Origin of the sequence: Phyllobacterium sp., assembly GCF_037994425.1 — a bacterium.
In the GTDB taxonomy this organism is placed as follows: domain Bacteria; phylum Pseudomonadota; class Alphaproteobacteria; order Rhizobiales; family Rhizobiaceae; genus Phyllobacterium.
The window spans coordinates 1-24,033 of record NZ_JBBNAM010000150.1 but is presented as its reverse complement, the minus strand read 5'-3'; the positions used below and the strand labels follow the sequence as shown (position 1 = coordinate 24,033).

Here is a 24,033-nt window from a genome sequence, read left to right as displayed (position 1 = left end):
ATCGGTTCACGCCCCTGCAAACTTCCTTCGGCGCCAACATGGTGGCGCTCAATGGCGGCAAGCCTGGTCTTCTCAACCTTCTCGATATTCTGCGCGCCTTCGTCAGCTTCCGCGAGGAAGTTGTCAGCCGCCGCACCAAGTTTCTGCTGCGCAAGGCGCGTGACCGGGCGCACGTCTTGGTCGGCCTCGCAATCGCCGTAGCCAATATCGACGAGATCATCGCCCTGATCCGCCGTGCGCCGGACCCGGCGACAGCGCGCGACCAGTTGATGGAGCGCCGCTGGCCCGCCAGTGACGTGGCGCCGCTGATCATGCTCATTGCCGATCCGCGCCATAAGCTCAACGAGGACAATACATACAATCTGTCGGAAGAGCAGGCCCGCGCCATCCTCGATCTGCGTCTGCAGCGCCTGACCGCGCTCGGACGCGACGAAATTGCTGATGAGCTCAACAAGATAGGCGTAGAGATCAAGGACTATCTTGAAATCCTGGCATCGCGCCTGCGCATCATGGGTATCGTCAAGGACGAACTCGCTGCGATCCGCGACGAGTTCGGCACTCCGCGCCGCACCGTACTCACCGATGGCGGCGCGGATATGGACGATGAGGACCTCATCGCCCGTGAAGACATGGTCGTTACCGTAAGTCATGCCGGCTATATCAAGCGGGTGCCGCTCGCGACCTATCGCGCGCAGCGCCGTGGTGGCAAGGGACGTTCCGGCGTCACGATGAAGGACGAGGATTCGGTCACGCGGCTGTTCGTCGCCAATACGCACACGCCTGTTCTGTTCTTCTCCTCTCGCGGTATCGTTTACAAGGAGAAGGTGTGGCGGTTGCCGATCGGGACGCCGCAATCTCGCGGCAAGGCTCTGATCAATATGCTCCCGCTTGAACAGGGAGAGCGCATCACGACGATCATGCCGTTGCCGGAGGACGAATCCAGCTGGGCAAACCTCGATGTGATGTTCGCTACCACCCGCGGCACCGTGCGTCGCAACAAGCTTTCGGACTTTATCCAGGTCAACCGCAATGGCAAGATCGCGATGAAGCTCGAGGACGAGGGTGATGAAATCCTCAGCGTCGACACCTGCGACGAGTTCGATGACGTACTGCTGACGGCCGCCGGCGGCCAGTGCATTCGCTTTCCGGTCACCGATGTGCGTGTCTTCGTTGGACGCAACTCGATTGGCGTGCGCGGCATGAATTTGGCGCAGGGCGACAAGATCATCTCCATGTCGATTCTCGGCCATGTCGAGGCGAGTCCGGCCGAGCGCTCGGCTTACCTCAAACAGGCCGCTGCAGAGCGTCGAGCCCAGGGGGCTGACGATGTCGAGGAGATCAGTCTCGTTGGCGAAGAGGCTACGGACGTAACCGACCTTTCACTTGAGCGTTATGCCGAACTGCGTGATCGCGAGCAGACCGTTCTGACGGTGAGCGAGTTCGGTTACGGCAAGCGTTCCTCGTCCTACGAGTTCCGGGTTTCGGGACGTGGCGGCAAGGGCATTCGCGCAACGGATACGTCGAAAACTGATGAAATCGGCAAGCTTGTCTCGCTGTTCCCGGTCGAAGCGTCGGATCAGATCCTGCTGGTATCCGATGGCGGCCAGCTGATCCGCGTACCGGTCAACGGTATCCGCATTGCCGGACGATCCACGAAGGGCGTCACGATCTTCAATACGGCGGACGGGGAAAAAGTCGTTTCGGTCGAGCGTATCTCTGAAACGGAGACGGATGAGGCTGATGCTGAAGCGGCGGTCGAAGGCGAGACTTCAACGCCCGATGCGCCAGACGGCACAGATGCAAACTAGAGCATCGGCGGTCGGGTAAGACGTAACAGTTAGATATCCCGACGATGATGGTAGACACCGAAGCGGGTGGTTCTGACAGGAGCTTCCCGCTTCCTGTTTTCTTCTACAATCATGACGATCGCCGAAACGACCATTGCAACCATCATGGCAATGCTGAGAAGAATAAACATCAATCGGTCCCTTTGCTCCTGGCCAACTTATGGTTAGCAACGTGCTAACTTCGAAATGGTTTCATGCCAGCGTCTCACATATAGTTGAAAGCAGATGAATGCTTGGTGATGGGAGCGTTCATCTATCGTTCATCTGAGCGGGTTGGGGCCATTGAAAGCAGCGCGCAAAACCGCTAGGAACCCCGTCATGACAATCGCGATCTATGCAGGATCCTTCGATCCGATCACAAATGGCCATATGGATGTCCTGCAGGGCTCGCTGCGGCTTGCGGACAAGGTCTATGTCGCGATTGGCGTTCACCCTGGCAAGGCGCCGCTATTGTCGTTCGAGGAACGGATGGACCTGATCCAGCGCGTCTCGACCGAGGTGTTCGGCATCGATGGAGCGCGGATCGATGTCATCGCATTCGATGGGCTGGTGATCGACGCTGCGCGCAAATACGGCGCATCGCTGCTGGTCCGGGGTCTGCGCGATGGCACCGATCTGGATTACGAAATGCAGATGGCCGGCATGAACGGCAAGATGGCGCCCGAACTGCAGACCGTGTTTCTTCCGGCGGACCCGTCGGTACGCACGATTACCGCCACATTGGTTCGCCAGATTGCGGCGATGGGCGGTGACGTCCGGCACTTCGTTCCCGCCCTTGTCGCTGATGCACTTGCGACGAAATTCAAACCCTGACCAAGTTCCTGATCCCGGAGAGATTTTTCATGTCCTTTACTCGTAGAGCACTCTTTGCTGTCGCTGTTTCATCCTTGACGCTTGCGACGCTCAATCCGAGCTTCGCGGATGACGCCAACACGATGACGATCAAGCTCAAGGATGGAGACGTCAAGATCGAGTTGCTGCCGAAGCTCGCGCCCAAGCACGTCGAACAGATCAAGGCGCTCGCCAAGGAAGGCGCCTACGACAATGTTGTGTTCCACCGCGTCATTCCGGGCTTCATGGCGCAGACCGGCGACGTGCAGTACGGCAATGCCGAAAAGGGCTTCAATCCGCAGTCTGCGGGGACCGGCGGCTCGACCCGGCCGGATCTGCCGGCAGAGTTCTCCAAGGAACCCTTCGTCCGCGGCGTCGTTGGTATGGCGCGGTCCCAGAACCCGAACTCCGCGAATTCGCAGTTCTTCATCATGTTCACCGAGTACCCCTCGCTCAATGGCCAGTATACGGTCGTCGGTAAAGTCACGAGCGGCATGGAATTTGTCGACAAGATCAAGAAGGGGTCGGAAGCAAACAATGGCGCCGTCGAGAACCCGGACAGGATGATCAAGGTCACTGTCGGCGCCGGCAAATAAACACTACACAGGAGATTGGCGAAAATGGCTTATAAAGACCCCGAAAATACAATCCTGCTCGAAACGACCAAGGGCAATGTCGTTATTGAGCTTTACCCCGACCTTGCCCCGGAACATGTGGCGCGCATCAAGGAACTGGCGCGCGAAGGCGCTTATGACGGCGTCGTCTTCCACCGTGTGATCGATGGCTTCATGGCGCAGACCGGCGACGTCAAGTTCGGCAAGAAGGGCGGGGCCTCCTATAACCCTTCACGCGCCGGCATGGGCGGTTCGGACAAGGCGGACCTCAAGGCAGAATTCTCCAATGCCAACCACGGTCGCGGTGCGTGCTCGATGGCCCGCGCCCAGAACCCGAATTCCGCCAACTCGCAGTTCTTCATCTGCTTCGACGATGCCGGCTTCCTCAACCGCCAGTATACTGTCTGGGGCCAGGTCATCGAAGGTATGGATAATGTCGACAAGATCAAGCGCGGCGAACCGGTGCAGGATCCGGATTCGATCGTTTCGATGCGCGTTGCTGCGGACGTCGAGTAAGATCGTAGCTTTGCATCATGCGTGTTGATCTTTTCGATTTCGATCTGCCGGAAGAGAACATCGCATTGAGACCTGCAGAGCCGCGCGATTCAGCGCGGCTTTTGCTTGTGAAGGCGGACGGCTCTCACCTTGCCGACGATATCGTGCACAATCTTGGCGACTACCTGCGCGAGGGCGATGCCCTCGTTTTCAATGATACCAAGGTGATACCGGCGCAACTTGAAGGTTTCCGCGAGCGTGAAGGGGTCCAAGCCCAGATCGGCGCCACCCTTCACATGCGCGTGGGTCCCGATCGCTGGAAAGCGTTTTTGCGCCCGGCAAAGCGCGTCAAGACGGGCGAGCGCATCGATTTCGGCCATGGCAACAATGCCTGCCTTCTCGGCTCCCTCCAGGCAACGGTAGCAGAGAAGGGTGAGGCGGGTGAGGCACTCCTAGTTTTCGATTTCAGCGGGGCCGACCTCGACCAGGCAATCGCTGCCGTCGGCCACATTCCTTTGCCGCCTTATATCGCGTCGAAGCGTGCCGACGACAGCCGCGACCGCGACGACTACCAGACAGTGTATGCCAGAGAGGAAGGCGCCGTTGCCGCGCCGACGGCGGGTCTCCATTTTACGCCGGCGCTCCTTGGCGATTTGAAGCGCCGCGGGATCGAAGAACATTTCGCTACTCTGCACGTCGGGGCTGGGACCTTCCTGCCGGTAAAGGCGGACGATACGGCCGACCACAAGATGCATGCCGAGATCGGCCATGTCGATCAGGCTACCGCCGAGGCGCTGAATGCGGTCAAGGCGCGTGGCGGCCGGATTGTCAGTGTCGGAACGACGTCCCTTCGCCTGCTGGAAAGCGCGACGGGCGAAGATGGGATCATCCGCGCGTGGTCGGGCGCCACCGACATATTCATCACGCCGGGGTACAAGTTCCGAGCCGTCGACATGCTGATGACCAATTTTCACTTGCCGCGCTCGACGCTCTTCATGCTCGTTTCGGCGTTTAGCGGCATGGAGCGCATGCGAGCAGCCTATGAATATGCCATCAGAAACCACTACCGCTTCTATTCCTATGGCGATGCAAGCCTGTTATGGCGATCAGAATGACAAGCAATAATTTTGAATTCAGGCTGATTGCCAGTGATGGCAAGGCGCGGCTCGGCGAAATCACCATGCCACGCGGCACGATCCGCACTCCGGCATTCATGCCGGTCGGCACCGGAGGAACGGTCAAGGCGATGTATATGGACCAGGTGCGCGAGCTTGGTGCGGACATCATCCTTGGCAACACCTATCATCTGATGCTGCGGCCCACTGCCGAACGCGTCGCGCGCCTTGGCGGGTTGCACGAGTTCGCGCGTTGGCCGGGACCGATCTTGACGGATTCGGGTGGCTTTCAGGTCATGTCCCTGGCTCAACTTCGCAAGCTCACCGAAAATGGCGTGACGTTTCGCTCGCACATCGACGGCAGCGCCCATGAGATGAGCCCGGAACGCTCGATCGAGATACAGGGCTTGCTCGATTCCGATATCCAGATGCAGCTCGATGAGTGCGTCGCCTTGCCTTCGACGCCGAAGGATATCGAGCGTGCCATGGAGTTGTCGCTCCGTTGGGCCGAACGCTGCAAGACGGCATTCGGCAACCAGCCCGGCAAGGCCATGTTCGGGATCGTGCAGGGTGGCGACGTTGCCGACCTGCGCATTCGCTCGGCGCAGGCCCTTAAGGGGATGGATCTCAAAGGTTATGCGGTCGGCGGCCTTGCTGTGGGCGAGCCACAGGAAGTGATGCTCGACATGCTCGATATCACGTGCTCGGAACTGCCAACGGATAAGCCGCGTTATCTGATGGGCGTTGGGACACCGGACGATATCCTCAAATCCGTGGCCCGCGGCATCGATATGTTCGATTGTGTCATGCCGACGCGGGCGGGACGGCATGGGTTGGCGTTTACACGACGCGGCAAGGTCAATCTGCGCAATGCCCGGCATGCGGATGATCCGCGGCCGCTCGACGAAGAATCTCCCTGTCCGGCGGCGCGCGATTATAGCCGCGCTTACCTGCACCATCTCGTCAAATCGGGCGAGGCGCTGGGTGGCATGCTGCTGACGTGGAATAATCTTTCCTACTATCAGCAGCTGATGCAGGGCATTCGCAGTGCAATCGAGGCGGGAACCTATGCTTCGTTCAGCGAGGAAACGCAGGCCGAATGGGCGAGGGGTGACCTACCCGTTTACGCATAGGTCAGGCCGTTACAGTTGCTTCGGCGGGCTCGGGGTCGGCAGGTTCGAACAGATTTCTGAGACGATCGATCGCAGCGACCTGTTCATCGCGGCTGAGCACGTTCATCTCGAATAGCTTGAGGCTGCGCAAACCTTCGATTGTCAGGAATACCATCATTGCCAGCATGCGATCGGTTGCATTTTCTTGCATTCGCTGTAGCAATTGCTTGTTATAGCGGCGAATGGGCTCAAGAAAGCCGGGATCGTTGGCGATAGCCGCGAGAATGCCCGATGGCTCGGGTTCGTTACAGACGAATTCGGCGCGGTAGACCGCGATGCAGGCGAGAACGACGCTATTAGGGCCGAAGTCGCGAACGGCCTCCTCACGGCGAAGTGATTCGTCAAATTCCGACACGTGCTGCTCTACGAGACCTTCGAGCAGCTTCGCCTTGGTAGGAAAAGTGTAGAGCAAACCACCCTTCGATAGACCCGCTCGTTTCGCAACCGCATCCAGCGAAAGATTCACCGGTCCCACTTCCTTGGTAATCTCGGCTGCTGCCTGCAGGATCTTGTCTCTGGTCGATAGGATGTCCGCTGCCATTCTGAAACTTTCGTCGTCGGGATGTTGCCAAAACAATATTGACATTACCGTCCAGACGGTACAGTACTTCGCCCGCGGTAATCAAGTCCGCGTAATCTCAATCCCGTAAGAAAGGCTGGCAGACGTATTTGCTGGCCATTGTTTTGTTTCGGAGCAGTCTCCTCATGATCAAGCGGTTCCTCCTTCCCGTTATCATCCTCGTCCTGGTCGTATTGCTGGGCGTCGGGCTGGTCGGATTCAATCTGTTCCGTGACAAGGCAATCAAGGATTTCTTTGCGACGATGCAGCAGCCGGCCGCGCCGGTGTCGACCTTTACTGTCGAGCCCACCTCCTGGACCCCCGAAGTCGAGGCAATCGGCACGGTAAGCGCCATCCAAGGTGTCGAACTCTCGGTTGAGGTTGCCGGTATCGTCAAGGATATTCCATTCACGGCCAACCAGATCATTGAGAAGGGCGCACCGTTGCTGCAGCTCGATGATGCCATCGAAAAGGCCGATATCGTTGCTGCGCAGGCGCAGAATGTGCTCATGGACCAGACGCTGGAACGTGCCCGCACGCTGAATACACGCGGTGTGGGTGCGGTATCCAACGTCGATGAAGCTCAGGCCGCATCGCTCGCCAAGAAGGCGGAGATTGCCAAGCTGCAGGCCGTCATGGACCAGAAGCTCATCAAGGCGCCGTTCACTGGAACCGTCGGTATTCCGCGCATCGAGCTCGGCCAGTATCTCGCGCCGGGCACGGTCGTGGTAAGCTTGCAGGACCTTTCGACCATGCGCGTCGACTTCACGATTCCAGAGCAGATTTTGAGCCAACTCAAGGTCGGTCAGCCCATCCGGCTCGGCCTTACCGACAATGACATCAGGTTCAAGGGCGAAATCACGGCGATCGAGCCCCGCATCGATCCCGCGACGCGTCTCGTATCGGTTCGTGCCAAGGTCGACAATTCGGAAGGCAAGCTTCGCCCCGGCCAGTTCGCGCAGGTCCGCGTTGGATTGCCGAAGGAAGATAACGTTTTGACCTTGCCGCAGACTGCGCTCGTTTCGTCTCTCTATGGTGATTACGTGTTTGTGGTCCGACCTGCCGAGCAGAAGCCCGACGCCAACAAGCCGGCCGAGCCACAGCCTGCCGGAGCCGCATCCGCCGAGGCGGCAAAGCCTGCCGATGAAAAGGCGAAGGAAGAGCCGAAGCTCGTCGTTGCCCAGGTTTTCGTGACGCCCGGCCGCCGGTCTGGCCTTAATGTCGAGATCACAAAGGGTCTGAAGCCGGGCGACGTCGTCGTGACTGCCGGCCAGAACCGCCTGAATCCGGGTGCTTCGGTCAAGATCGCCAATGACGTCAATCCCGCCAACACCAAAGACGCAGGGCTGCCCACAAAATGAATTTCTCAGACATTTTCATTCGCCGTCCGGTCCTGTCGACGGTCGTCGCGCTGATGATCATTCTGCTCGGCGCGCAGGGACTCGTGAACCTTTCGGTTCGCGAGTATCCGAAGGTCGAGGAAACGGTCATTACGATCAAAACCGCCTATGCGGGTGCAAGTGCCGACCTGATGCAGGGATTCATCTCGGCGCCGATTGCCAAGGCCGTGACCACGACCGAAAACATCGACTATGTGACCTCGTCCTCCGGGCCGTCGTCGAGTACCGTCACAGTCCAGATGAAACTTGGTGCTGATCCCGATGCGGCGCTCACCGAAGTGATTTCCAAGGTCAACCAGGTGCGTGGTGACCTGCCGGCAGAAGCCGATGATCCTGTGATTACCAAGGGCACGGGCCAGGACTTCGCGACCATGTACCTCGCGGTGCAGAATCCGAATATGACCAGCGAGCAGATCACCGAATATCTGGAGCGCGTCATCCAGCCACGCATGTCGACGATTCAGGGTGTCGCTGACGCCCAGATTCTCGGCGGCCAGGTGTTCTCGATGCGCGTCTGGATCGATCCGATCAAGCTTGCCGCGCGCAAGACGACCGCGTCGGAAGTGCTGACTGCGATCAATCAGTCCAACTTCCTGTCGGCGCCCGGCAAGGTCGAAAATCTCTACACGGCCTCGCCCATCACGCTGAAGACGACACTGCAGACGCCTGAGGCTTTCGGCGCGATGCCGATCAAATCCGAGGGCGATAATATCGTCCGTCTGCGGGACGTGGCCCGCATCGAGCTTGGTGCCGTCAACAAGGATACGATCGTGACCTTCAACGGTTCGGGCGGTACATTCCTTGGTGTCTTTCCGACGCCGGCTGCGAACCCGATCGACATGACCGCCGCTGTCCGCGCGGAACTGCCTTCCATCCAGGCCACCTTGCCTGACGGGATGTCGATCGTCCTGCTCTACGACGCGACGGAACAGATCAGTTCATCCATTCACGAGGTCTTCAAGACCATCGGCGAAGCGGTTCTCATCGTCGTCCTGGTGATTCTGCTGTTCCTTGGCTCGTTCAGGTCGGTCATCATCCCGGTCGTAACGATTCCGATCTCGCTCGTCGGCGTGTGCTTCTTCTTGTTCCTGCTCGGCTATTCGATCAACCTCCTGTCGCTACTCGCGATGGTTCTCGCGATCGGCCTTGTCGTCGACGACGCGATCGTTGTGTTGGAGAATATTCACCGCCACATCGAAGAGGGGCTGCGCCCGGTTGACGCCGCGTTGAAGGGCATGAAGGAGATCACCGGTCCGATCATCGCCATGACCATCACCCTCGCGGCAGTGTTCGCGCCGCTTGGCTTTACGGGTGGCCTGACGGGCGCGCTGTTCCGTGAGTTCGCCTTCACGCTTGCCGGCGCCGTCATCATTTCGGGCGTTGCGGCCTTGACCGTTTCGCCAATGATGTGTGCACTGTTATTGAAGCCAGGCAACCACAGCCGGTTCCAGCGTATCGTCGACAATACCTTCAGCTGGCTGGAGCGCGCCTATGAACGCCGTGTTGCCGGGTCGCTGAATTTCCGCTTCCTGACGCTGTTCATCGTCATCGCGCTGGTCTCGCTAACAGGCTTTCTCTTCACCAAGACGTCCGCGGAACTTGCTCCGGAAGAAGATTCGGGAGCGCTGTTTGCGATCGTCAATGCACCGCAGTATGCGACGTCGGACTATACCAAGCTCTACGCCGACCAGATCGATGCTCTGACCAAGGATCTGCCAGAACTGAAGGCCCGGTTTAACATCCTCGGCCTTGGCACCACCAATTCGGCATTCGCGATCTGGGTTTTCAAGGATTGGACCCAGCGCGACAAGTCGCAGAAGCAGCTTCAGCAGGAACTGCAGGGAATGATCAGCCCGATTGCCGGTGCCGAAGCCTTCATCTTCGCGCCGCCAACATTGCCGGGCACGGGCGGTGGTCTGCCGATTTCGGTTGTCATCCAGTCGACCGGACCGGCCGACAAGGTCTACGAGGTGGCTGAAGAGATCAAGAAGCAGGCGCAGGCGTCCGGCCAGTTCATCATCGTCCAGAACTCGCTGTCGTTCAACGCACCGCAGGTTACGGTCACGATCGATCGTGACCGTGCTTCTGCCCTCGGTGTTCCCGTCAGCGATATCGGGCAAACCCTCGGCCTCCTCGTGGGCGGTGGCAAGATCTCGAAGTTCGACCGCGACTCCAACAGCTACGACATCATTCCGCAAGTGCCGCAAGATTATCGGGCCAATCCCGAGAGCCTCGGCCAGTACTTCGTCAAGAGTGCGTCGGGCGAGATGGTGCCGCTGTCGGCAGTGATCAAGGTCACGGAAAATGCCTCGCCTGCGGCGATCGAGCAGTTCAACCAGTTGAACTCGGCAACAATTTCGGCCCTGCCGATGCCGGGCGTCACCACGGGTCAGGGTCTGCAGACGGTCATCGATACGGCTCGCCCTTTGATGCCGGATGGCTTCTTCATGGACTACTCTGGTCAGTCCCGGCTTGAAATCGAACAGGGAAGCACGATCCTGATCGCGTTCATCCTCGCCGTAGTGGTTATCTACCTCGTTCTTGCGGCACAGTTCGAAAGCTTCCGCGATCCGTTCATCATCATGATGTCGGTTCCGCTGTCGATCTTCGGCGCGATCGTGCCGCTCAATCTCGGGCTCGGAACGCTGAATATCTACACGCAGGTGGGACTGATCACCCTTGTCGGGCTCATCACCAAGCACGGTATTCTCATGGTCGAGTTCGCCAACCAGCAGCGTGAACTGCATGGCATCTCCCGTCACGATGCGATCATCCTTGCGGCGAAGACCCGTCTTCGCCCCATCCTGATGACGACGGCGGCCATGGCGCTTGGCGTTATCCCGTTGATCACCGCGACCGGCGCGGGCGCTGCGGCCCGCTACTCGATCGGCCTCGTGATCTTCTCCGGCATTATCGTCGGAACGATCTTTACGCTCTTCGTCGTTCCGATGTTCTATACGTTCATCTCGAGAAAGGACGTGGCCGTCGAGGCCGGGAAAACATCATCGCCCCATACTGGCGGTGAACCGGAGTTCGGGCGCGTCTGATAAGCATTGTGTGTACAAAAAGCCCTCGAGCCGTAGCGTTCGGGGGCTTTTTTAAATGTTGCTGCGATGTTCAGGCGCGTTTGAACGCGCGCAATATGACGAGAAGGATTATGGCGCCAATAGCGGCCGAAATGATCGCGCCAAGAATACCACCGCCGAGCGAGATGTTGAGAGCCGGAAACAGATAGCCAGCAATGAACGCACCGATCACACCGACGACCAGATCGCCGACGAGGCCAAAGCCACCACCACGAACAAGCTGGCTCGCCAGCCAACCTGCAATCAAGCCCACCAGAAGAAAGATAAGAAGACCTTCTGCACCCATCTTGGAATCTCCATTAACCGGTTTCGTTGCGATGTTTCGCCGGCCCTGGATGCTTCAATCCATGCTTGGCAGGAGAATCACCATGCCGATGCTACGACGGCGCGCCGTCTTTGAACAATAAAACTTGCCGACTTGGTAACCGGCCCGGTCTAGCAGGCAAAAATACCGGCCGTGAAGCGCCACGACCGGTATGAATCTCAAAGTCTTGAAATCAAAGTTTTCTTATTGAGCTGTCGTTGCAGCCGGCTTGGCTGGAACCTTCTTTGTGGTGGTGTTGTGGACCTTCTTTACATGGTGCTTCGGCATGGCCTGGTTGGCCGTGGTTGCCGAGGTCGTGCTCGTTGCAGCAGCTGCGTTAGCGCCCGAGCTCAAGACGGGAGCCGAAACGGCGAGGGCGACAGCAAGACCGAGAGCGGTGTAGAGGGACTTTTTCATGGATCAGTTTCCTTTTGACGCGGGCTTCGCGAATGCAGTCGTTCAGTCGTCCACCGGCTGCACCCCAAGCAGCTTCAACGCCTGGGCGTAGTCTCTAATTCCCTGCGCTTGCTTGTTGCTCGCGCAGAACTTAGTCGCCTGCTTTTGAAGTGCTTTCGCCTTGGCCGCCCGTTTGGCCTCGGCATGTTCCGTAATTGCGTGTTGAGTCTGTAGCTGAAGTTTGCCGCACAGTTCCGTGCGGGTCGGCAACGTATCGGCGCTCGACTGTTCGACCGAAGCGGAGAGGACCAGCGCCCCGGTAAGGATGACGGTCGAAATGGCAGCGATGTTATTGAGAAGAGCCATTGCGGTGTACCAGCATCCATTTCTTGAGCAGTTGAAGACCGACGGACCCCTTATCCGGCAGCACTGTTGCCGCGGTTTTTCTCGTTTGTGGTGTTTTGTTTCTGGAGTGTTTCCGAAGCCAAAATCCCGAAAATTTGCGTGGCTTCTGCCGCCACCACGGGTAAGACTTCAGACGCAATGTCAGGTCGAAGGGGCCTTTGGGATTCGAACATGAAATCCGAGCCGCACATTTTGATTGTCGATGATGACGATGCGATCCGCGATCTCCTGCATGAGTTTCTGAAGAAGCGGGGCATGCACGTGTCGGTCGCCCGCGACGGGGAGGAAATGCAGGCAGTCATGTCGCGCGCACCGATCGATCTTCTCATCCTCGATGTGATGCTGCCCGGCAAAAGCGGAATGGAGATTTGCCGGGAGATCAGGATGCATTCGCGCGTTCCCATCATCATGCTGACCGCAATTGCCGAGACAACTGATCGCGTCGTTGGGCTTGAAATGGGAGCCGACGACTATGTCTCCAAACCTTTTGATCCACGGGAGCTTCTGGCACGTGTGAGGGCGGTGCTGCGCCGCCTCGATACGCCCGGGGCGGACCGGCGCGCTGAACCCAAGATTTACAAGTTTGCCGGATGGAGCATGGACTGTTCGCGTCGGCGCCTCGTCTCGCCCGACGACGTAAGGGTTGAATTGACGACTGGCGAATTCAATCTGCTTGAAGCGTTGGTAAAGAGTTCGCAGCGCATGCTCAGCCGTGATCAACTGCAGGAGCTTGCCGGAAGCAACACGGCCTATGGATACGATCGCAGCGTCGACATTCTGATCAGCCGGCTAAGACGTAAGATGGAAGACGATTCAAGGTCGCCGAACTTGATACTGACGATTCGAGGCGGAGGCTATCAATTCGCGCCGGAAGTCACCTCCGAATGAGACGCTACCTGCCACAATCGCTGCCGAGCTGGATATTGTTGATCCTGATCGCCGGCCTTTTGACGTCGCAAGTGGCAACCCTGTCGATTGTTGCGCGTGACAGGGCTGAAAACACCGAAATCCTCGAGTTTTTCCGCCTGAATGAGCGTGCCCATACCTTGGCGAAGGTTTTTTCGGCCGCACCCGAGGGCCAGCGCAAACAACTCGTCAGTGCCTTCTCCAATCCCGCAAATTCAATGAGCTTGTCTGCTGAGCCGGTGGTCAAATCGGCCATCGCGGCCGACGACAGCCTCGCGGAGCTGGAAGACGTTCTTGTCGCGCAGCTTCAGGAGTTCGGCGTGACGGATGCTCGCATTGGCCGTGTCCTCGCAAAGGCTCCGAACGAGTCCGCCAATACCGGCGTGCCCGATGATCCCGACGCCGGCCTGATAGAGCGGCAGCTTTCGGATATCGCGGAGGACTTGAGTCAAAGCGACGGGCTGGCGGCCTCAATCCGCCTCAATGACGGTCAATGGCTGAATTTCGTCACGCCCATAACGCCCCCCCATCCTATTTTTTCCGGCCAGTCATTACCGCTGTTCGGCGTCGTTGCCGCCGTGGTCATCGGCATGTCGATCTGGGCGACGCGCAGGTTCACCGCCCCATATCGCGCGCTCGAGCGCGCGGTAAAGCGCATCGGCGAGGATGTGAAAGCGCCGCCGCTGCCCGAACTTGGGAGCAGCGAGTACAAATCCGCGGCGCGGGCAGTCAACACGATGCAGGCCAAGCTGCGGGCGTATGTAGCCGACCGCGAGCAGCTTGCCGCAGCACTTGCCCATGATCTGCGCACGCCCTTGACCCGCATTCGGCTGCGACTCGAATTGCTGCGAAACTCGCCGCTCCGCCAGCAGATTGCCCATGACCTCAATGATATCGAAGGCATTGCGCGGTCGGTCATCGACTTTGCGAGCTATGAGGTCGTCGACGAGGCGCCCGAGAAAATCGACTTCTGGTCGCTCGTTGATGCCGTCGCCGACAATTATTCGCAGGTTGCGTTCGAGACCCCGGCCTCGCGCGGCTTCATTTGCATGGGGCGTCCCATCGCGTTACGACGATGCGTGACCAACCTCATCGACAATGCGGTGACCTATGGAGCCAAGGCGCACGTTCGTCTGGAGCATCGGGAAGCGGACATCGCTCTCACGATCCGAGACGAGGGGCCCGGCATTCCGCAGGCCCAGCTCGACGAAGTCTTCCAACCCTTCCGGAGGGTCGAGACATCCCGGAACCGCCAAACCGGCGGATTTGGCCTTGGCCTCACCATAGCTCGCAATATCGCGAGGCGAAGCGGTGGTGACATCAAGCTTGAGAACGCGACCGGGGGTGGTCTGCGCGCAGAACTGCGCATTCCCCGTGCCGCCTGATTTGCGACGACGCAAGTGTATGGTCAGTGCGACGTCAGGAATGCCTTCCGGATCTCGAACAGGGCCTTGGCGATGGCAATGTCGGCTTCGGAACCGGCAGTCTCCGCCGTGGTCTGAACGAGCTGTTCACCGAGTTCGGAAAGCGCCAATGCCACGTCGTATTGGTCCCAGCCGGCGCTCATGGCCTGGTCGGCAAGCTCCTCGAACCCGGCGCGAAGCGCCGCCTTGCATTCGGCAGCTTGGCTCAGTGGTTCGTCGTTCTTTTTTGGCGGCGAGATGGTCATGGCTCTGATAGTAAACGCGAATCGAACGGAGGCAACGCGCCAGATAGTGGTAGATGTCCGTCAATGGGCGTAGGAAACGGGAGCGAAGCTTCGATTGAGTTTCTACCACAGGTTGTCTAGATTTACCGTTACGTACTTGTCCTTTAAAGCCAACGGACATCCATTGAGGTTGGGCGCTCCAAATAAAAAGGGGCGGCCGAAATGGCGCTGAGGCCAAAAAAGGACGTATATCATGCCGCATCTGACACGCAGAGGCTTTGTCGGAGGGATTGCGTTGATCCCTGCGCTTCGTATCACAACTGCACTGGCCGAAACCGGCGTCACGCCTGAAGAGGTCCGCGCCATTACCAAGGAAGCCTACATATACGGCTTCCCGATGGTCGACGGCTATCGCATCCAGTACGACTACTTTCAGAACAAGGGGAGCCCTGAATACAAGGCGCCATGGAACACGCTTTATAATACGGCGCGGGTATATACTCCGGCCGATACTGCTATTCAAACGCCGAACTCCGATACGCCCTATTCATTTGTCGGCATGGATTTGCGCACCGAACCTATCGTGCTCACCGTGCCCGAAATCGAGAAAGACCGCTACTACAGCATTCAGCTCATCGACGCCTATACCTTCAACTTCGCCTATATCGGCAGCCGTGCGACCGGCAATGGAGCCGGAAGCTACATGATCGCTGGACCGAACTGGAAAGGCGATACGCCTCCTGGCGTGAAGAAGGTCATTCGGGCAGAGACAGATTTTGTGTTGGCGCTTTATCGCACGCAGCTGTTCAACCCGGAGGATATTGACAACGTCAAGAAGGTGCAGGCGGGGTATAAGGCCGAGCCGCTATCCAAATTTCTCGGTCAAACAGCACCAGCAGCCGCTCCTGCGATCGACTTCGTCAAGCCGCTGCCACCGGAGGAGGAAAAGAAGTCCCTGGAGTTCTTTAACGTCCTCAATTTCCTTCTGGCTTATTGCCCAACCAATCCTTCCGAAACTCAGTTGATGGAGAGCTTTGCCAAGATCGGCGTCGGGGCGGGAAAGAAATTAGACGTGTCCTCGCTTTCTCCTGAAATCACGACCGCCATGAAAGAGGGTATCGCTGATGCATGGGTTGCTCTTGAAGGGCTGAGAAAGGAGATCGACGCTGGGAAGGTTGCCGTGGGGGACCTCTTCGGTACGCGCGAGTATATGAAGAATAACTATTTATATCGCTTCATTGCCGCGGCGCTCGGTATATTCGGCAATTCCAAGCAAGAAGCGATGTATCCACCTTACGGTGTCGACTCCAAAAATGAGAGACTCAACGGTGCGAACAAGTACACCATACATTTCGCACCGGGCGAATTGCCGCCTGCCAATGCCTTCTGGTCGCTGACTATGTATGAACTGCCGAAGAGCTTGCTCGTGGCAAATTCGCTCAACCGTTATCTCATCAACTCGCCGATGCTACCCCAGCTCGTCAAAGATGCCGATGGCGGCCTAACGCTCTATGTGCAGAATGAATCGCCAGGAAAGGAAAAGGAGCCAAACTGGCTTCCGGGACCCAAGGGGCCGTTCACGATCTTCATGCGCATTTATTGGCCAAAGGAACCTGCACTTGACGGCACATGGAAACAACCGCCGATGATAAAGGTATAGGGCGCGAGCACTCGTCGCCGAGGTGCGATGTCAACAGTGTTCGAGCGTTGGGCCATTTTGATCGGATGCCCATGAGGCAATAGAGAACTAACGTGTAAACAATCCGATGCGTAATCCTAATTGGCTACGGGACAGAATCGAAGAACGCGCGCCTAATGTGCCTCAAAGCCGCAAAGGCAAAGGGGAGCGAATTAATTATGGGGCCAATTTCTATTGCGCTGGTCGATGACCATCCGCTCATGCTCGCAGGTGTCGTCAGTCTTTTCGAAACCAACAGGGAATTTTCGGTCGTCGCCAAGGGCTCCACTGCCGACGATGCGCTCCAGATCAACAGACAATTCCGCCCAGACGTCATGGTTCTCGACCTTTACATGCCGGGCAACGTCTTCGAGGCGATTACGGAAATTGGAGCAAGCCCGGGCGGTACGAAGGTGGTCGCCTTTACTGCAATGACCGGCAGCGACTATGCAGTGCGCGCATTGCATGCCGGGGCCAAGGGCTATGTCCTCAAGGGCAGCAGCGCCGACGAGCTTGTCCAGGGCGTGCGCGCCGCCTACATGGGTGAAACCTACATAACACCGGGCTTTGCAATTAAGGTTATCGAAGCATTGAGGATTGCATCCCTGCGCAAAATGGCGGCCGGGCCAATCAAGCTCAGCATTCGTGAAGAACAGATCGTCGGACTGTTGTTGAGAGGGCGAACCAACCGCGAGATTGCAATCGGGTTGGGGATCGGTGAGAAGACTGTCAAAAACTATATGACGATCCTTATGCAGAAATTGCATGCCCGCAATCGGCTGGAAGTGCTTATAGCGGCGCAGAAACTCGATGTTGACCGGCGCGATGAACGCGAGTCGGCTTCCCGCCACTAGCCAGCCAAAGCGCACAGTTCGACGTGTTGTAGCTAGGCGCTGTTGCTTTTCAGCGGCACGGCAACGATAAGCCGTGTGCCTTCACCGGGTTCCTGCACGATCTGCACCGTGCCGCCAAATGCTTCCACCCGGTTGCGAATTCCCTGAAGTCCCAATGGATGCCGCCGTCCCGTCGAAGCCGCGGGTTGATCTAGGCCAGGTCCCTTGTCACTGACGGTGACCGTGATGATGCTGTCGTCGGCGATCACCTCCACACGCTGCCCGCGGGCTCCCGCATGACGGTGTGCATTGTTGAGGCCCTCCTGCACAACGCGGTAGAGGCATATTTTCAGCGGATGAGCGACCTTTTCGGGCAAGTGCTCGTAATGCGCGGCGACGACCGAACCCGTCGCGTATTCGTGGCGTTGCGCAGCCACCCTCAGGGCTGTTTCAAGCGACATGTTCTCCAACTCGGGCAATACCAGGCCGGTCGAAAGCTCTCGCAACTCTGTCAGGACCTGGCCGGCCAAGCGGGACGGGTTCAGATCTTCCTGCCGGTCTCCACCGCCTGAGGTTTGCCCAATGCGCAAAATCAACAGGCTTAGCAGTTGGACGGGGCCGTCGTGCAAATCGGATCCGATGCGATTTAGTAAGGTTTCATTGGATTTTGAAGCGTCCATGCGCGCCTTGTCGGCGGTCTTTCGCAGGACACGGTTCTGGTTTGCCAGCGCCTGCGCGTTCTCCAGTTGCGATTTCAACGTTAAGCGCTGCGTGTTGATGATGCCACTGGCGCGCCGGACAATCAGATAAAGCAACCCCATGATCGTTATGGTCGTCGCCCCGACCAAGGCCCAGGTGCTGCGCTGGACACGCGTCCGCTGGGCGATGAAATCTTCCGCCTCCTCGTAAAGTTCGCCGACCGCAATCACATCGTGGGTGCCGGGCCGGTAGATGGGTGCGTAAATCTCGATGAGAGGGCGGGCTTGTTCCTTCTTCGAGGATCCCTCGTCGTCGTGGCCATCTTCCAGTTGGGCGACGACTGCACCTGCGAAAGCCTGCTCGATATCGTCTGATGGAAACTGTTTTCCTATCAGAGACTTGTCGGTGCTATAGACAACAGTTCCGTCCTTATCCCAGATCCGGAAACCTTCGACGCGCTGCGCAAGGTCCGTACCGATCAACAGTTCATCGAGTTCCTGTTGCCGCTCCGGGGATACCTGTGGGGCCCCATTCTCTTCGTCGACATGACGGGCAAGGAAACCCTCCATGTAGAGCGCGCCTGATTCTGCCCGGCTTCGCAATTGGTTCGCGGCGATCTGCGAACTCAGCCACTCTCCGAGGATGGCCATGGAGCCACAGAGGATAAGTGCCGCCACAATGAGGAATTGTGCCTTAAGATCAAGTCTTTGCCAGTATCGTACCAGCTTGCCGATCCGGAACGGACCGCCCTCGTGTTTGAGGCCATAGGTCATGTTGGACACAAGGCCAAACATGCCGAGCCACTCTTGACAAAGGTCTTTGCAATTGACTGGACCTTCCGAACTACCAAGTTTGCGCCCCCAACCACACCATTCGACGATCGATAACCGCGTCGGAATTCTTTTTGGTCAGTTTGTCCCGGATATCCGGGTCTGGTCAAGAAAAACACGCCGCGGCGAGGGGATGGCGCCTGGCTGTGCAGGCGCCGCAACGAAAACACAGCATACGAAAGCGGTCCTGGAGGGCCGGGGCATCTGAAGCACGAGCCATCGATCATCAACTTCATCTCGTTTTTTCGGCGCAATGCGATCAGAAGCCAACGTGGTTTGAGCCGGGCCTAATTTTGTCCCGCCCACGAAGCGTGGCGCGGGATGCGACCACCCTCCTGCGAGTTACCGGTTACACAACCGCTCAACGCCAACGCGAGGAACGCAACAATATAAAACCGCATCGTTGCCTCCTGACAAATTAGATTAGATAAAGACTGAGATCAGGCCACGTCCGAGGATGCGTGCCAACTAAAACACCCTGTGACAGCCTGATCCTTCGTTGACAAACTGACACAAGCCACGCGGTCACGGCAGTCTATGCCCAGACTAATGATAGTGAAAACACGCAATAGCGTGAAAACGCCTTCACCTTTTCTTGAGCGGAGGTTGATCATCAGGCGAGATATGCTTGGCGTTCGATCAGTATTATACGCCATTGATTGCTGCGAGGAGAAGAATGCCGATAGCACGGCGACTGGTTCTTCAAGGTATGCTCGCCACAGGGGCCGCGGCTTTGGTGCCGACACCTGCACCATCCGAGGAAAACCCGCCCTTGACGCGGCGCATCCCATCTTCGGGCGAGGTGATCCCGGTCGTGGGCCTCGGCAGCTGGATTACCTTCAATGTTGGTGATGATCCTGTTCTGGTGGATGAGTGCGCCGACGTAATGGCGGCTTTTTTCGAAGCGGGCGGGCGGATGATCGATTGCTCACCAATGTATGGATCCTCCCAATCCGCTATCGGCCATGGCTTAGCAAAGCTAGGGCATCCCAAGGCATTGTTTTCGGCGGAGAAGGTATGGACATCGGGCGGAGACGGCGCGGGGCAGATCGAGCAATCCCGTCAGTTGTGGGGTGTCCCGCGGTTTGATCTAATTCAGGTCCACAACCTTCTCGACTGGCAGGAGCATCTTGAAATGCTCGTCGAAATGAAAGCAGCTGGCAAGGTGCGGTACGTCGGCGTAACGACGTCCGAAGGTAGGCGCCATGATCTCATCGAGGAAATCATGCGGACACAACCGGTCGACTTCGTGCAGCTTACGTATAATGTCATTGATCGTGAGCCCGAGCAGCGGTTGCTTCCCCTAGCCGGGGATCGCGGAATCGCGGTGATCATAAACCGGCCATTCCAGCAGGGCGCACTTACCCGTCGTCTTGGGCGCGAAAACCTTCCCCCCTGGGCAGCGGAGATCGGAGTTGCCAGCTGGGCCCAGTTTATTTTGAAATACGTCGTTTCGCATCCGGGTGTGTCGGTCGTCATTCCAGCAACGACAAGGGTCGACCATGTGCGCGAAAATCTCGACGCGGCGCGTGGAACAATCCCTGACGCTGCAATGCGGGCGCGCATGGTGTCATACGTCCAGGACCTTTGATGTCGGAATGGTGGAGTTACCGTCCAGAAGACATGCTCCTGTTCTCGCCGCGCGTCTATTGGCGGATGTTCGAACTGCACAATGCCGCCATATGGCCCTTGCAATTGGTTGCGCTGGCTTCCGGCATCGTCATGGTCATTCTCGCCACGAAGCGTCCCCCTCGTGGCGAACGTTGGATCGCGTTCATGCTTGCCGTCATCTGGCTCTTCGTCGGGTGGGCCTTTCTCTGGCATCGCTATGCCACAATCAATTGGGCCATCCGTTACATAGCGCCACTTTTCGCGCTGCAATCATTATTATTGCTGATCGCCTGCGTCGCTCCGCAAGTGCTTCTCTTCGATCGACGCGGGATTGGGAAGTGGAGCGGGTCTACACTTGCCGGAATAGCGCTTTTCCTTTACCCGCTGCTTCCGCTTACTTTCGCAGCCAATCGGGAACAGGCTGAGATTTTCGGTATCGCTCCTGATCCCACAGCGATAGGCACGCTGGGACTTTTGCTGATGGCACGTGGTAAACTGCGTAAGTTCCTTTTGCCGGTACCCATTATCTGGTGTCTGATTTCGGGCCTTACGCTGTGGACGATGGAAGATCCGAGAGCGTTGCTACCGATCGCAGCTGTCGCGCTGACGCTGGCGGTGGGCGTCTGGTGAACAGCACGCAAGTGCCGGTGACAGTGTCATGTTGCCCAGCTACTCCCCCTGAAGTTTTCCGACGCCTGCGGAATAAAACTCCCGTGCATCTGCACTTAGCGCTTGTCGGGAACCCGTCCGGGTATAGAACATATGGCCGCCGCGATAGAGCTTGAGATCCACCCGACCGGCGGCGAGTGCTGCCGGCAGATGGTCGATGACATATTTGTTCATGCCGTAGGGCGTTATCGCATCACTATATCCCTGAGCCACCAGAAGACGGAACGACGGTATGACTGATAGCAGGTCGCGTATATCGCCAGTGGCGCTTGCCTGTGTCCGCGTGCCACCGCTTCTGCCGCGGCGGCCCCATTCCCACTTTTCGTTGACGTTCGTCGCAAGCAGGTTGTAGGTCAGTTCGGTGGCGAAACCGAGTTCGTTGCGGGCATAGCTGGCAAAGGCCGCACCGTATGCGCGCGTAAACCCGTCGAGGACGGCATCGTTGCTCTGGTCGGTGTCGGATTCGGGGTAGGGGTCCGCAACGGCGAAGGACGCGTCATAGGGACTGACGACCTCGAACTCGGCGCTCTTCGAGTGCTTGACGTAGACATCGCCAAGAAAACCCCGCGTGCGCGCCACCACCGCTTCGGGTATCCCGGTCATTTGCGCTATTCGTGCGTAGAGGGATTTGGCTGCATCACCGGTCGGCTCGGGTCCTGCAAGCGCCACAAGGTAATCGGTCATAGCGAACTGTTCCGCCCGCTCGATGACAACAGGGTCAAAAGCGTTCTTGCGTTCCAGTTCGCCCGCCACGAGGGAGGGTAGCTGAAGCGCCGCCCAAAGCGGATATTGTCTGTCGCCGAAGAGAAGCTGCCCCTCGATCAGGGGCGACAGCATGACAATGCCCGAAACGAGCATGCCCTGGTTGTCCTTGAGGGCGGAAGCGACCTTAGCCGCACGAAATCCGCCATAGCTCTCGCCAAGCAGGTACTTCGGCGAGGTGATGCGATCGTTCTGAGTGACGTAAAGCGCGATGGCTTTGGCAATGCTGTCGGCATCTTCGCCGACCCCAAAGAACCCGGACGCGACACTGTCATTCCTGGCACGGCTCCATCCCGTGCCCACGGGATCGATCAGCACGAGGTCGGTGAACGCCAACCAACTGTCGGGATTGTCAACCAGCGTCGGGTTGGTAGCACCCTGGCCGTTTGGCCCGAATTCGAGAATGCGGGGTCCGACCAGTCCGAGGTGGAGGTAGGCCGATGCGGCACCGGGTCCCCCATTGAAGGCAAAGGTAAGCGGGCGTCCCGGCTTCCTTTCCCGCGCGACATAGGCTGTATAGAAAATCTTTGCCGACCGTTCGCCATCTTGTCCAAAGAGGCTCAAGGTGCCGGCCGTTGCCGTATAGGCGATTGTGCCGGCACGGGTCTTCAAAACGTGCTGGGTAACGGAGTCTGCCGGCAAAAGGCCAAGAATGCCCGATTCACCGTTGGCTGGCGGTGTAGCAGATTTCGAACGCGGTGCCGTCGTCGCATTGTGGTGGCCTGCGCTGCTGTCTTGTCGCCCATCGTCCTGTGCGAACGCAGGTGCAATCAACAACGTCAAGGCAACTGCAAGGCGCAGTGTGATGCGATGGAGATACAAGCGCTTTCTTCCTCCAGCAGGGTCGAAATTTTGAAAGAGTGTATTGCGTTTAGCGGGTCAGAGGGAATTCAACAGATATTGATCCGGGACCGCCAGCCTCCGTCAACCCATCGCTACAGCGAACTTTCGCTGCCGGTCTGCCGAGCATATTGCTCGCGGCTTATCTCCTCCAAGGTACAGGCCTTGTATTCGGGCGTATCGAGCGCATAGCCTTGGGCAAGGCATTTTCGATCGATCTGTCCGGCCAGTTGTCCCAACTGTCCATACGACATTTGCTCCAGGGGCGGCCTGCTCGCGCATCCTGTCACGCCAATCAACCCGATTAGCAGCATATTCCTGATGGCTGAAGCTCTCATGCGACGACAGTGGCGCAAAGGCGTTGACGATGGATTAAGGGCGTTTTTGTCAATGAGGACTTACGTTCCAACGGTTGCGCACGGAAAGGAGGCGGGCTTGACCAAATCTTGCGTCCACCTGTTCCTGTCGAATACAACAGCGTCATGGCTAAACGGGTTCTCTTTATCCAAGGTGCCGGCGAGGGTACCTACGATCACTGGGACGATAAGCTCGTGGCGAGTCTCAAGCGCGAACTCGGTGAAAGCTACGCTGTCCGCTATCCGCGAATGCCCGGCGAGAATGACCCCAGCTATTCGGCCTGGAAGGCTGCGCTAGCGGCACAATTCGACGCGCTGGAGGACGGTGCAATTCTCGTGGGTCACTCAGTTGGTGGCTCCATTTTAATCCATGTGCTCGCAGAAGAGCAGCCGAAAACGAGGTTCGGCGGGCTGTTTGTCATCGCTGCGCCGTTCGTCGGTGAGGGAGGATGGCCGAGCGACGACATCAAAGCTGGCAACGATTTCTCAGAGCGCTTCCCTGCCGACATTCCCGTCTATCTTTATCACGGCACGGACGACGATACGGTGCCCGTCGCCCACGTTCATCTCTATGCAAAAGCCATTCCGCACGCAGTTGTTCATTTATTGGAAGGCAAAGACCACCAGTTCAACAATGATTTGATCGACGTCGCGCAGGACATCCGGTCACTGGACCAAGCTGAAATCGAAGAGCCGTGCAATCGGCTCGCCCGAACCGAGGGATTGCGGACTGCGCCGGTTTCAAGCCGCGGGAAGGGCCCTGTCGCCGCAGCAGTGCAGGTTGCCCGACCCCTGATATGATCGATATCAATAGGGCACATGCTCCATGATGATTTGCGTGTGCAGCATTGGCGCCTCTGCTCCGAAATAAGTTTCCAGCAGCGGCAGAAAATCGTCCGACAGATAGAAATTCGTCAACGCACGATCGGCCAGAAGGCGGAAGTTGGCGTCGTCGCGGCGCAGCGCTATCGCGTAGG

The 24,033-nt window shown here is 58.0% G+C and carries 24 protein-coding genes and 1 pseudogene; 15 read left to right on the top strand and 10 right to left on the bottom strand.

Annotated elements, in window-relative coordinates:
* On the top strand, positions 1–1,808 hold a 1,808-nt coding region (locus AAAB35_RS10650), incomplete at its 5' end, for a DNA gyrase C-terminal beta-propeller domain-containing protein (protein ID WP_340668251.1).
* A 29-nt stretch (positions 1,809–1,837) separates the two neighbouring features.
* Here the strand turns inward: AAAB35_RS10650 and AAAB35_RS10645 are convergent.
* The gene (locus AAAB35_RS10645) at positions 1,838–1,978 is read right to left on the bottom strand and encodes a hypothetical protein (RefSeq protein WP_340668250.1); all 141 of its coding nucleotides are present in this window, start codon (positions 1,976–1,978) and stop codon (positions 1,838–1,840) included.
* A gap of 187 nt (positions 1,979–2,165) precedes the next feature.
* Between AAAB35_RS10645 and coaD the strand changes: the two genes are divergently transcribed.
* Genes coaD through tgt form a run of 5 tightly spaced genes read left to right on the top strand, consistent with a single transcriptional unit; the run spans position 2,166 to position 6,035 of the window.
* Positions 2,166–2,660 (top strand): pantetheine-phosphate adenylyltransferase, encoded by a 495-nt coding sequence (gene coaD, locus AAAB35_RS10640; protein WP_340668249.1) that lies wholly within the window; start codon positions 2,166–2,168, stop codon positions 2,658–2,660.
* 29 nt (positions 2,661–2,689) lie between these two features.
* A complete protein-coding gene (locus AAAB35_RS10635) occupies positions 2,690–3,274 on the top strand; it encodes a peptidylprolyl isomerase (RefSeq protein ID WP_340668248.1) in 585 nt (194 codons plus the stop codon).
* Between the two features lie 24 nt (positions 3,275–3,298).
* Positions 3,299–3,808, top strand: a complete 510-nt coding sequence (locus AAAB35_RS10630; protein WP_340668247.1) for a peptidylprolyl isomerase — start codon at positions 3,299–3,301, stop codon at positions 3,806–3,808.
* Between the two features lie 17 nt (positions 3,809–3,825).
* Positions 3,826–4,902 carry a tRNA preQ1(34) S-adenosylmethionine ribosyltransferase-isomerase QueA gene (gene queA, locus AAAB35_RS10625; protein ID WP_340668246.1) on the top strand — a complete coding sequence of 359 codons (1,077 nt, stop codon included), beginning with the start codon at positions 3,826–3,828 and terminating at the stop codon, positions 4,900–4,902.
* Positions 4,899–6,035, top strand: coding sequence for a tRNA guanosine(34) transglycosylase Tgt (gene tgt, locus AAAB35_RS10620; protein WP_340668245.1), 1,137 nt, complete (start codon positions 4,899–4,901; stop codon positions 6,033–6,035). Before queA ends, tgt begins: the two co-directional genes overlap by 4 nt.
* Position 6,036: 1 nt before the next feature.
* On the opposite strand, the gene AAAB35_RS10615 is transcribed toward tgt, so the two are convergent.
* A complete protein-coding gene (locus tag AAAB35_RS10615; RefSeq protein ID WP_340668244.1) occupies positions 6,037–6,615 on the bottom strand; it encodes a TetR/AcrR family transcriptional regulator in 579 nt (192 codons plus the stop codon).
* Between the two features lie 164 nt (positions 6,616–6,779).
* Between AAAB35_RS10615 and AAAB35_RS10610 the strand changes: the two genes are divergently transcribed.
* Both AAAB35_RS10610 and AAAB35_RS10605 read left to right on the top strand, forming a co-directional pair.
* Positions 6,780–7,994, top strand: a complete 1,215-nt coding sequence (locus AAAB35_RS10610) for an efflux RND transporter periplasmic adaptor subunit (RefSeq protein WP_340668243.1) — start codon at positions 6,780–6,782, stop codon at positions 7,992–7,994.
* Positions 7,991–11,080, top strand: coding sequence for an efflux RND transporter permease subunit (locus tag AAAB35_RS10605; RefSeq protein ID WP_340668242.1), 3,090 nt, complete (start codon positions 7,991–7,993; stop codon positions 11,078–11,080). Before AAAB35_RS10610 ends, AAAB35_RS10605 begins: the two co-directional genes overlap by 4 nt.
* Before the next feature lie 70 nt (positions 11,081–11,150).
* Here the strand turns inward: AAAB35_RS10605 and AAAB35_RS10600 are convergent, their stop codons facing one another.
* The 3 genes from AAAB35_RS10600 to AAAB35_RS10590 all read right to left on the bottom strand — a co-directional run bounded on the left by AAAB35_RS10600 (position 11,151) and on the right by AAAB35_RS10590 (position 12,185).
* A complete protein-coding gene (locus tag AAAB35_RS10600; protein WP_340668241.1) occupies positions 11,151–11,405 on the bottom strand; it encodes a GlsB/YeaQ/YmgE family stress response membrane protein in 255 nt (84 codons plus the stop codon).
* Between the two features lie 222 nt (positions 11,406–11,627).
* Positions 11,628–11,840 (bottom strand): hypothetical protein, encoded by a 213-nt coding sequence (locus tag AAAB35_RS10595; protein WP_340668240.1) that lies wholly within the window; start codon positions 11,838–11,840, stop codon positions 11,628–11,630.
* A 42-nt stretch (positions 11,841–11,882) separates the two neighbouring features.
* Positions 11,883–12,185: a hypothetical protein gene (locus tag AAAB35_RS10590; RefSeq protein WP_340668239.1), complete on the bottom strand. Its 303-nt coding sequence runs from the start codon at positions 12,183–12,185 to the stop codon at positions 11,883–11,885.
* Between the two features lie 210 nt (positions 12,186–12,395).
* On the opposite strand from AAAB35_RS10590, the gene AAAB35_RS10585 reads away from it, so the two are divergent.
* Complete coding sequence (locus tag AAAB35_RS10585) at positions 12,396–13,112, top strand: response regulator transcription factor (protein WP_340668238.1); 717 nt, start codon at positions 12,396–12,398, stop codon at positions 13,110–13,112.
* Positions 13,109–14,515, top strand: a complete 1,407-nt coding sequence (locus tag AAAB35_RS10580; protein WP_340668237.1) for a HAMP domain-containing sensor histidine kinase — start codon at positions 13,109–13,111, stop codon at positions 14,513–14,515. Before AAAB35_RS10585 ends, AAAB35_RS10580 begins: the two co-directional genes overlap by 4 nt.
* Positions 14,516–14,538: 23 nt before the next feature.
* On the opposite strand, the gene AAAB35_RS10575 is transcribed toward AAAB35_RS10580, so the two are convergent.
* Complete coding sequence (locus AAAB35_RS10575) at positions 14,539–14,799, bottom strand: hypothetical protein (RefSeq protein WP_340668236.1); 261 nt, start codon at positions 14,797–14,799, stop codon at positions 14,539–14,541.
* A 232-nt stretch (positions 14,800–15,031) separates the two neighbouring features.
* Between AAAB35_RS10575 and AAAB35_RS10570 the strand changes: the two genes are divergently transcribed.
* Positions 15,032–16,438 (top strand): DUF1254 domain-containing protein, encoded by a 1,407-nt coding sequence (locus AAAB35_RS10570; RefSeq protein ID WP_340668235.1) that lies wholly within the window; start codon positions 15,032–15,034, stop codon positions 16,436–16,438.
* A 197-nt stretch (positions 16,439–16,635) separates the two neighbouring features.
* Positions 16,636–17,310 (top strand): response regulator transcription factor, encoded by a 675-nt coding sequence (locus tag AAAB35_RS10565; RefSeq protein ID WP_340668234.1) that lies wholly within the window; start codon positions 16,636–16,638, stop codon positions 17,308–17,310.
* 32 nt (positions 17,311–17,342) lie between these two features.
* On the opposite strand, the gene AAAB35_RS10560 is transcribed toward AAAB35_RS10565, so the two are convergent.
* On the bottom strand, positions 17,343–18,782 hold the full coding sequence (locus AAAB35_RS10560) for an ATP-binding protein (RefSeq protein ID WP_340668233.1): 1,440 nt from the start codon (positions 18,780–18,782) through the stop codon (positions 17,343–17,345).
* Positions 18,783–19,494: 712 nt separating this feature from the next.
* On the opposite strand from AAAB35_RS10560, the gene AAAB35_RS10555 reads away from it, so the two are divergent.
* Together AAAB35_RS10555 and AAAB35_RS10550 are read left to right on the top strand one after the other, a co-directional pair.
* Entirely contained in the window at positions 19,495–20,409 is a 915-nt protein-coding gene (locus AAAB35_RS10555) for an aldo/keto reductase (protein WP_340668232.1), read from the top strand.
* Positions 20,409–21,059: a DUF6064 family protein gene (locus AAAB35_RS10550; RefSeq protein ID WP_340668231.1), complete on the top strand. Its 651-nt coding sequence runs from the start codon at positions 20,409–20,411 to the stop codon at positions 21,057–21,059. Before AAAB35_RS10555 ends, AAAB35_RS10550 begins: the two co-directional genes overlap by 1 nt.
* Positions 21,060–21,098: 39 nt before the next feature.
* On the opposite strand, the gene AAAB35_RS10545 is transcribed toward AAAB35_RS10550, so the two are convergent.
* Entirely contained in the window at positions 21,099–22,682 is a 1,584-nt protein-coding gene (locus AAAB35_RS10545; protein WP_340668230.1) for a carboxypeptidase, read from the bottom strand.
* A gap of 113 nt (positions 22,683–22,795) precedes the next feature.
* A complete protein-coding gene (locus tag AAAB35_RS10540) occupies positions 22,796–22,954 on the bottom strand; it encodes a hypothetical protein (protein WP_340668229.1) in 159 nt (52 codons plus the stop codon).
* Positions 22,955–23,182: 228 nt separating this feature from the next.
* On the opposite strand from AAAB35_RS10540, the gene AAAB35_RS10535 reads away from it, so the two are divergent.
* Entirely contained in the window at positions 23,183–23,857 is a 675-nt protein-coding gene (locus AAAB35_RS10535) for an alpha/beta fold hydrolase (RefSeq protein ID WP_340668228.1), read from the top strand.
* A 6-nt stretch (positions 23,858–23,863) separates the two neighbouring features.
* Here the strand turns inward: AAAB35_RS10535 and AAAB35_RS10530 are convergent.
* A pseudogene (locus tag AAAB35_RS10530) lies at positions 23,864–24,033 on the bottom strand (amino acid ABC transporter substrate-binding protein); the annotation flags it as partial.